The following is a 3213-nucleotide window of genomic DNA, read 5'->3' on the forward strand; positions in this document are numbered from 1 at the left end:
TCTATCCGCTCGTCCTTCTGGTCAAGTTGCTCTTGCAACTGATCGATCTTCTTGTCCTTCCGCTTGTTTTCTTGCTCAAGTTCTTCGACCCGCTGCTCAAGCTGAAGCAACCGAGAAAAGAGCTCTTCTTTGGTGAAATCGTCTGCGTTCACAGACTCCACCAACCAGGTATGACAGCAGAGGCAACGGGATGGACTCCGCTGCGGAGCCCATCCCTGAGAGTCGTATCCGATGTCTGCTGCCTGTTCATATCGCGTCCGTTGAACGCTTCCTACGAGACAGTACCGAAATCAGCTCGGGCTAAACACATACCTTAGAGGAAATAGACTAATGGTCGAATATAATGTATAAGCGTTATCGCAAATTGCACCGATCCGTTCGGACGAAACAGGTTAGTCGACTACCTAAGAATCAGGGGTCACACATTCAGAACACGAGCTCAGGCCATCTAAAGGGAGATTGACGATCGAAGCTACCCCGGTTACTCGGCTTGAGATACCGTAAGAGCCAAGAATGCGTTTTGTATAGTTGGGGTATGCGTGCGTCATGGTGGAGTGGCTCAGGGATACTCTTCGGACGGTCCGTTCCCGATCCGCCAGGGTACGATGGGAGCACATCACATATCGAACCGAAATCTAAGCAAGTGTCCTTCAAGAGCGAGGAATACCAATGTCATACCGTTTCCTCTCAGGACCAACGTTGGACGCTTGCTTACGGGTACGCGATCACAAATGACGAACCTCAAATATTTCGTATTAACGAGGGAAGAGTGGTTGATACGTTTGATGGGGTGAGTCCCACGGGGGGCGTCATCGCCAACGATGGAACGGCGGTAGTCATCTCAAATAGTGATTCAAAATCGGGACCAAATAGGATGGCAAGAATTGACAACTGTGGGTACCATGAAATCGATAGTTTCAATTCAAATCTTCGGTCCCCCTGTATTTCGGTGTCTGGCGACTACATTTCTGTAGCGACCCTACCACCGTCGAGGAAGGTCTGCCAGTACACAAACAACGGTAAACATCTATCGACGTACTCGTTCGATCGAATCACGCCACACCTTCTCGGATACTACTCCAGCGACGACGTGCCTCTGTTGTATATCACCAAGTTTGAGAACGGAGACCCGTACTTGGCGCTTGATACCAGTGGGGTAGTACAGTGGCGGAGTTTCGAGAATTACGTCATGCGCTCTCTTACCGACCGGATTGGTTCGTGGTGGAATCATAAACAAAACAGAAACTCGTAGATCGGAACTCATCTTGCAAGGGGGTGTACCGATAAGGCACAACTCGGTTCGGTAGAAAATCACGCTGAAGACAGCCCCCATTCGTATACTTTCAGAATGCAATAATACAACAATTTTATTGCCCATCATAATACATTTCTGAATTAGTAGTGATACTTGAGAGGAAATAAGAAATAGGCAACAACCAGCATCAGTTGAATGCCTGCAAGTCATCCAGGTCATAAGCGCCGTCAGCAGAAATCACATCGTATTATTCCTACAAGCGCAGCCAACCAGATCTCGTCATCTACCTATTCTACGAACTAATCAGAATATAATCCACCCCCATTCGTCATCCGTTCTAGTTTAACAGATCGGGGTATCCAGAGACGCCAAGCTAGAATCGTCAGTAACTAGGAATGTGAGAATCCGGTGGGAAGTGTGTACAAACCACCGGACTCAGTAGTTGTGAACCGAATTCAAAGAGCGTTTCCATCTGATGAGTTGCGCGAGCGTGCTCGCGCAACGAATCTCATCCAGCGAGAGCGGAAACTCGACGTCGTCGCGTTGTTTTACACGCTTTCACTCGGCTTCGCTGCCGGATCTGATCGATCCATTCAGGCGTTTCTCGAACGCTACGTCGAGACGGCTGACTGTGACGAACTCTCGTATGCGACGTTTCACGGCTGGTTCAAACCGGGCTTCGTCGCACTCCTTCGAGAGATTCTCGATGACGCCATCGAGAATCTCGATACGGGCCAAACCGAACTTACCGGACGTCTCGAACGATTTCGAGACGTCCTCATCGTTGACGCCACGATCATCTCGCTTTATCAAGACGCCAAAGACGTCTACGCACTCGATGACGACCGAGCTGGGGCGAAACTCCATCTCACCGAATCGCTCTCAACGGGGCTTCCGACACGATTCCAGACAACCGACGCGAGCACCCACGAACGGAGCCAGCTACCCACCGGCAAGTGGGTAGCTGGCGCCCTCATTCTGTTCGATCTGGGCTACTACGACTTCTGGCTATTCGACCGCATTGACGCCAATGACGGCTGGTTCGTCTCTCGCGTCAAAGCGAACGCAGACTTCGAGATCGTCGAAGAACTCCGGACGTGGCGGGGGAACAGCATTCCGCTAGAAGGCCAGTCGCTGCAGGCCGTCCTCGACGACCTGCAGCGACGGGAAATCGACGTACAGATCACGCTCTCGTTCGACCGCAAACAAGGGTCGGGCGCCAGCGCGACCCGAACCTTCCGATTAGTCGGCGTTCGCAACGATGACAGCGGCGAGTATCATCTGTACCTAACGAATCTGGACAGAGACGACTACCGCGCGCCCGATATCGCACAGCTCTATCGGGCGCGCTGGGAGATCGAACTGCTGTTCAAAGAACTCAAATCACGGTTCGGTTTGGACGAGATCAACACGACCGACGCTTACATCATCGAGGCGCTGATCATCATGGCAGCGCTCTCGTTGCTGATGAGCCGGGTTATCGTCGACGAACTCCAGAAATTGGACGCAAACCAGCGAGACTGCGACGACGACGCCTCGGCGTCGTCGACGCGGCTGCCTCGACGACGATGTTCACACGCTGTCGAACGGCACGCGCATCTGATCCAGTTGTACCTGATGCTGGATCTGGGGTACGAGCTGCCGGATCTCGATTCGTTGTTGCTGTGGTCGTCACGAGATCCAAATCCACACCGTCCGAGGTTACGTGAACAGGTGGAGTCAGGCGAGTTCTGGTAACGAACTCGCCTGACGAGACGGGCTGGATCGCCCGGACTGATCAGCGATGGCTCTGGAACGGCGGCGCACTCACGACTGCGAGTGCGCCGCCTGTGACGGGAGACATAACGAAGAACCGGCTGGTTTGGTGGAACAGCAGCTATCTCGGTATGATAGCGGTCAGACTCGGTGCAATTTCGGCGTGGTCGCCGTCTCAGCCAGTCACTAAGCTAGAACGGATG

At 52.8% G+C, this 3213-nt stretch carries 1 protein-coding gene and 1 pseudogene; one reads left to right on the plus strand and one right to left on the minus strand.

The annotated features are described in order from the left end of the window. Positions 1-161 (minus strand): annotated as a pseudogene (locus tag EA473_RS21745) (IS66 family transposase); the annotation flags it as partial. Positions 162-1663: 1502 nt separating this feature from the next. On the opposite strand from EA473_RS21745, the gene EA473_RS21750 reads away from it, so the two are divergent. Then, entirely contained in the window at positions 1664-2992 is a 1329-nt protein-coding gene (locus EA473_RS21750; RefSeq protein ID WP_124197691.1) for an IS4 family transposase, read from the plus strand. The last annotated feature ends 221 nt before the right edge of the window (positions 2993-3213 follow it).

Origin of the sequence: Natrarchaeobius chitinivorans (assembly GCF_003841505.1) — an archaeon.
Classification (GTDB): Archaea; Halobacteriota; Halobacteria; order Halobacteriales; family Natrialbaceae; genus Natrarchaeobius; species Natrarchaeobius chitinivorans.